At 62.3% G+C, this 5,053-nt stretch carries 5 protein-coding genes and 1 pseudogene; all 6 read left to right on the top strand.

The window, feature by feature from the left end; all coding sequences use genetic code 11:
• Nucleotides 1-203, top strand: a pseudogene (locus RUW20_RS13760) (hypothetical protein); the annotation flags it as partial.
• The gene (locus tag RUW20_RS13755) at nucleotides 200-1,699 is read left to right on the top strand and encodes an NADH-quinone oxidoreductase subunit M (RefSeq protein ID WP_313952804.1); all 1,500 of its coding nucleotides are present in this window, start codon (nucleotides 200-202) and stop codon (nucleotides 1,697-1,699) included. The pseudogene RUW20_RS13760 and the gene RUW20_RS13755, both read left to right, overlap by 4 nt.
• A 19-nt stretch (nucleotides 1,700-1,718) precedes the next feature.
• Nucleotides 1,719-3,197: an NADH-quinone oxidoreductase subunit M gene (locus RUW20_RS13750; RefSeq protein ID WP_313952803.1), complete on the top strand. Its 1,479-nt coding sequence runs from the start codon at nucleotides 1,719-1,721 to the stop codon at nucleotides 3,195-3,197.
• 265 nt (nucleotides 3,198-3,462) lie between these two features.
• On the top strand, nucleotides 3,463-3,942 hold the full coding sequence (locus RUW20_RS13745; protein ID WP_313952802.1) for a hypothetical protein: 480 nt from the start codon (nucleotides 3,463-3,465) through the stop codon (nucleotides 3,940-3,942).
• Nucleotides 3,943-4,014: 72 nt separating this feature from the next.
• On the top strand, nucleotides 4,015-4,218 hold the full coding sequence (locus tag RUW20_RS13740; RefSeq protein ID WP_313952801.1) for a pyridoxamine 5'-phosphate oxidase family protein: 204 nt from the start codon (nucleotides 4,015-4,017) through the stop codon (nucleotides 4,216-4,218).
• A gap of 107 nt (nucleotides 4,219-4,325) precedes the next feature.
• Nucleotides 4,326-4,964 (top strand): hypothetical protein, encoded by a 639-nt coding sequence (locus RUW20_RS13735; RefSeq protein WP_313952800.1) that lies wholly within the window; start codon nucleotides 4,326-4,328, stop codon nucleotides 4,962-4,964.
• The last annotated feature ends 89 nt before the right edge of the window (nucleotides 4,965-5,053 follow it).

The following is a 5,053-nucleotide window of genomic DNA, read 5'->3' as shown; positions in this document are numbered from 1 at the left end:
GCCATGGTCTGGCCGGCCGGGCGCTGTGCGCTTTCGCCGAGCGCTTGCAGTGGCTTGAGGATCACCTGCTGCTCAGCGGCGACGCCTCGATCACCGAGCCGCTGCGGCGCCTGGGCCGTTACGCGGATGCCATTGAGTCGCTGCTCGAACAACCGCGCTACCTGATGCTGATGGTGATGGCGACTTTCGTGGTGATCCTGTGAACGAAGTGCACTGGAGCGCGCTGGCGCACTACCCGATGTTGGCGACGCTGCAGTGTCTGCCGCTGGCCGGCGCGCTGCTACTGATGGTCATTCGCAACGGGCGTTGGGCGGTGGCCATCGGCCGCCTGTTTGCGGTCGCCGAACTGCTGGTGGCGCTCGACCTCTACGCGCGCATCGAGGTGACGACGTCGGTCATGCAGTTCGCCGAGCGGCCCGATGTGTTTGCCTACCATGCCGCCGTCGACGGCATCAGCGTGCTCTTCATCCTGCTCAGCGCGCTGCTCGGTGTCCTGCTTTCCTTCTACGGCATGGCCCGGCAGCAGGTGACGCCAGTGCATCTGCTTGCCGTCCTGCTGGTCATCGAATCTTCGCTGATGACCATGCTGACGACGATGAACCTGTTGTGGTTTGCCGGCGCCTCGGCGGTGCAGTTGGCGTTGATCGGCTACCTGCTCTGGCGCTGGGCCTCGGCCAACGAGGAAAAGCTGGCCTTGTCGCGCTTCCTGCAGTACCAGCTGTTCGGCTGGTGTCTGTTCGTCGCCGGGGCGGTGGTCCTGGTCTGGAGCCACGTCGACGGGGGCGGTGGTGGGTGGAGCTTCGACCTCTTCGATCTGCTGGCGACGCCGCAGATCGGCAAGTACCAGTCGGCGGCATTCTACCTGCTGTTCTACGGCCTGGCGATCCGCACACCCTTGTTTCCGCTGCATGGCTGGTTGCCCAATTCGGCCGGCTACGGGCTGGTCGCCGTCGGTCCGGTGCTGTTGCTGGGGGTCAAGGTCGGCATCTACGGCATGGCGCGCTTCGTGCTGCCGCTGACCGCCGAGGCAGTGGTCATCTGGCAGAAGTACGTCGTGGCCTTCGCCATGGTCGGCGTCTTCTATGCCGCGGTGCTCGCCTTCCGCCAGGCGAACCTGCGCCGCCTGATGGCCTTTGCCGTCGTCAGCCACACCAGCCTGATCGTCATCGGCCTGTTTACCCTGCACCCGGCCGGCTTGCAGGGCGCGCTGCTGCTGGCGGTGAACTTCGGGCTGGCGATCACTGTCATGCTGATGATGATCGGCTACGTCTACCGCCGCGCCGGCACCACCAACCTCGACCGCCTGGGCGGCCTGTTCGACCGCGTGCCGTTCATCGCCATCGCCTTCCTGATCGGTGGCCTGGCGCTGCTCGGCATGCCGGGGACGCCGGGTTTCGATGCCGTGCACCTGGTGCTTGAAGCGTCTATCGAGACCTTCGGCGCCTTGCCGACGATCGCCACGGCGCTCGGCAACGTCGCTGCCGCCGGTTTCCTGCTGTGGGCTTTCCAGCGTGCTTTTCTGGCGCCGCGGCCGAAGGATTTGCCGGCGCGCAGAATCGCCCGCACCAGTGTCATGGAGTACTTCGTCGGCGGCACGACGCTGCTGGTCCTGCTGGTCGCCGGTTTCTTCCCGGAGCCGTGGCTGCAACTGACCGACACCGCAACGCAGGCGCTGGCCGCCTATTTCGAACATGGCTGAGCTGGCATCCTGGCCACTGTTGAGCACCCTTCTGGCGCTGCCGGTGCTCGGCGCGCTGGCTGCCACGCTACTGCGTCGCGCACCCTGGGCGCAGTGGATCGCGCTGAGCACCGCCGTGCTCACCCTGCTGCTATCGCTGCTGATCGTCGTCGCCTTCGACGGCGCCGACCCCGACTTCCAGCTGATCGACTCGGCGAGCTGGATCGCCGGGCTGAACATCCGCTATCTGGTCGGCGTCGACGGCATCTCGCTGCTCTTCCTGCCGGCGACGGCGCTGCTCTTCTGCGGCGCGGTGGTCGCTGGCTGGCGCGTTTGTGCCACGGCCTCGCCTTTGCCTCCCGGCTTGTACTTCGCCCTGCTGCTGTTGCTGGAAGCGGCGACGCTCGGCGTTTTCTGCGCGCTCGACACCATCCTGTTCTTTTTCTGCTGGGAATTCACCCTCTTGCCGTTGTATTTTCTGGTCAGCCTGTGGGGCATCGGCGCCGGCCGGCAGACGGCGGCCGTGCGCTACTTCCTGGTCATGCTGGCGAGCGGCGTGCCGCTGTTGTTCGGCCTGCTGGCGCTGGTTTTCGGCCATGCCGGCCATGCCGGCGATGCTGCGCTGGTCTTCGACCTGCCGACCCTGCTCGCGGCGCCGCTGCCGGAAGGCATGCAGTACGCCGTGTTTCTGCTGCTGCTGGTCGGCTTTGCCGCCAAGGTGCCGCTGGTGCCGCTGCACACCTGGCTGCCGTCGCTGGCCATGGGCGCGCCGGCCGCGGTCACCGCGCTGATCGTCGGCCTTAAGCTCGGTGCCTACGGGCTGATCCGCCTGGCCATTCCGCTGGCGCCGATCGCCGCCAGCAATCTGCACTGGTTGATCGCCGGCCTCGGCACCCTGGCCATCCTCTACGGCGCGGTGGCCGCCCTCGCGCACAGCAATCTGCGCGGCATGCTGGCCTACACCAGCCTGTCGCACGTCGGCCTGGTGGTCCTCGCCCTGGCAACCTTCTCAGCCTCGGCGCTGCAGGGGGCGTTGCTGCAACTGCTCAATTTCAGCGTCGCCGCCGGTGGCGGTTTCCTGGTGCTGGCCTTTCTGCAGCGGCGCACCGGCTCGACCGACATCGCGCAACTCGGCGGCGTGATGCGCAGCATGCCCTTGCTGTCGGGCTTCTTCCTGCTCTTCGGGCTGGCCGGCATCGGCCTGCCGGGAACCAGCGGCTTCCCCGGCGAACTGCTGATCATTGTCGCCGCGCTGCACAGCCACACCGGCGCCGGCCTCGCCGCGCTGTTCGGTACGGTGCTCGCCGCCGCAGCCTTCCTGGCACCTTTTCGGCGCGCCTTCCTGGGGCCGCCGCGCAACGCCGACGTGGCCGCCGGGCAGGACTTGTTGCCGCGGGAACTGGCACTACTGCTGGCCCCGGCGGCGCTGATTCTGGTAGTCGGGGTCTATCCGATGCCCATCTTGGAACTGGTGCGGCCGACTGCCGAGGCCTGGGTGGCGGCGCTGGCGGGTCTGTAGGCGTGGGACGGCAGCGCGGGCTGCCGCACGTGCCGCGCTCGACCTGCCGCCAGCTGTGCTGTCCGTCGAAGAGCCTCGGTCGGCTTGGGCGCTTCATGCCAAACGATTGACTTCGGGCCGTCCAGCCTTACAATCCCCACAGCGACCGCCATCACGGCGGTTCAGTCCAACAAGGTTTATCTGCCGCGAGCCGCCAACGGTTGAACCGGGCGCTTTCGGGGCGGCAGATAAACGCTATTTCTTGGGCATCCACACAGGAGGTGTTATGAATCGTTTCACCGCAGTTCTGATTATATTTTTCGCTGGAATCGGTTTTCAGGCAGCATCTCTTGCAGAAACCCAATTGGCATCAAAGCCAGAAATATTACTGGTGTACTGGAGTTCCAAGGACTGTAAATGGTGCACCTATTGGGAAAGCTCAATGTCGGGTATGGAGGAAAGTCTTAAAAAGTCGGCTGAGTTCAAGAAGCTCACATACCGTGTAATCAAGAATCAACGGCTGGCCGACCCGTACACCACTGATGACTTCCCGCCCGATATCAGATGGATCAAGGAGCGCGTAGACAGTGGTGAGGAAAAGACTCTCGGCCGCCCAGGCTGGGGTTTCTACGTCAACAAGGTTCGTGTTGCAAAGTTCTATGGCACGAAGAACTGGGACTCGAAAATTCTCCCTGAGATAAAACTCTTGGTTGCCAAGTATTCTGCCGATGCCCAACCAATCGTTCCAGGGGACGCTGCGCGATGAAGCCGCGCAGCGTCCCTGAACTCAAACGTTGGGCGTCTCAGACCTAAAATCGCGCGACTCTTCCTTTCAGCCATGCTTACAGACGACGTACTTAACTACATCAAACGCAGCGTCTTGTGCTGGCTTGCAACAGCGGACGCTGATGGGGCTCCAAACGTATCTCCAAAAGAAGTGTTTTGCGCTTTCGGGCGAGATTCGGTTCATGAGCAGCCGGCTACCGGCCGGCGTCATGCTAAACGATTGACTTCGGGCCGTCCAGCCTTACAATCCCCATAGCGACCGCCATCGTGGCGGTTCAGTCCAACAAGGTTTATCTGCCGCAAGCCGCCAGCGGTTGAACCGGCGCTTTCGGGGCGGCAGATAAACGCTATTCGTTAGCCCACATGAGCCGCTATCTCCACCCTGTTACTCCTGCTGAAGTCAGTCGCGAGCTTGCCAGCTTATGCGCCTCGTTGGCCCCGAGCGTCGAGCCAATCTACGTTTCAGCTAAGCCCATAGAAGGCGCTCCAGCAAATGAGTGTTTTCCGCTTGTTGAGGCCACAGTCTCACGAGAGGGGGGTGACGCGCTATTTGGTTGGTCCCTATGGGAATTTCCTGGTGTGTTCGTAGAAGCCGAGTTTCATGTTGTGTGGTCATCTCCCACGGAAGAACTTATTGATGTAACCCCCAAGAACCACTCAGTAGGCCGAATACTCTTTCTTCCCTCTAAAGATGCGGTGTATTCGGGGCGCCAGATAAACAACATTCGGCGCTCCATATCTAACGATCCGTGCGTAACTGAGTACTTCGCTACCTTTGATCGCGAATTCGAATTGATAAATCGCGGTGCTCGCGCCGATCAGCATGGCGAAATCAAACTCACAAACTCCGAGGCTGACGAGTACAACTCAATTAAAGAAAGACAGGCTTTGCTCTTTCCACAGATTCTTAGCATTGCCGCACCCATAGGAGCATATACGCCGTGCCCATGCAATAGCGGCAAAAAAGTTCGGTGGTGTCACGGGGTGAAAAATGTCGGCTAACCCGGCGGCGAAAGAGAGCTAAAAGGGGTCAGAGTGATTAACCTTTTGACGCATCGAAATACCGGAGCCCACGCATTTCAGATTGAAAG

The sequence above is a fragment of the Accumulibacter sp. genome (genome assembly GCF_032229525.1).
GTDB lineage: Bacteria > Pseudomonadota > Gammaproteobacteria > Burkholderiales > Rhodocyclaceae > Accumulibacter.
Note: the sequence above shows the minus strand (reverse complement) of the source record. Positions and strands in the feature narration are given on the sequence as shown.

What these genes read in the sequence shown, in the direction of transcription:
- RUW20_RS13745 (WP_313952802.1), top strand. Translation starts at nt 3,463, where the DNA reads ATGAATCGTTTCACCGCAGTTCTGATTATATTTTTCGCTGGAATCGGT.
- RUW20_RS13740 (WP_313952801.1), top strand. Translation starts at nt 4,015, where the DNA reads ATGCTTACAGACGACGTACTTAACTACATCAAACGCAGCGTCTTGTGC.
- RUW20_RS13735 (WP_313952800.1), top strand. Translation starts at nt 4,326, where the DNA reads ATGAGCCGCTATCTCCACCCTGTTACTCCTGCTGAAGTCAGTCGCGAG.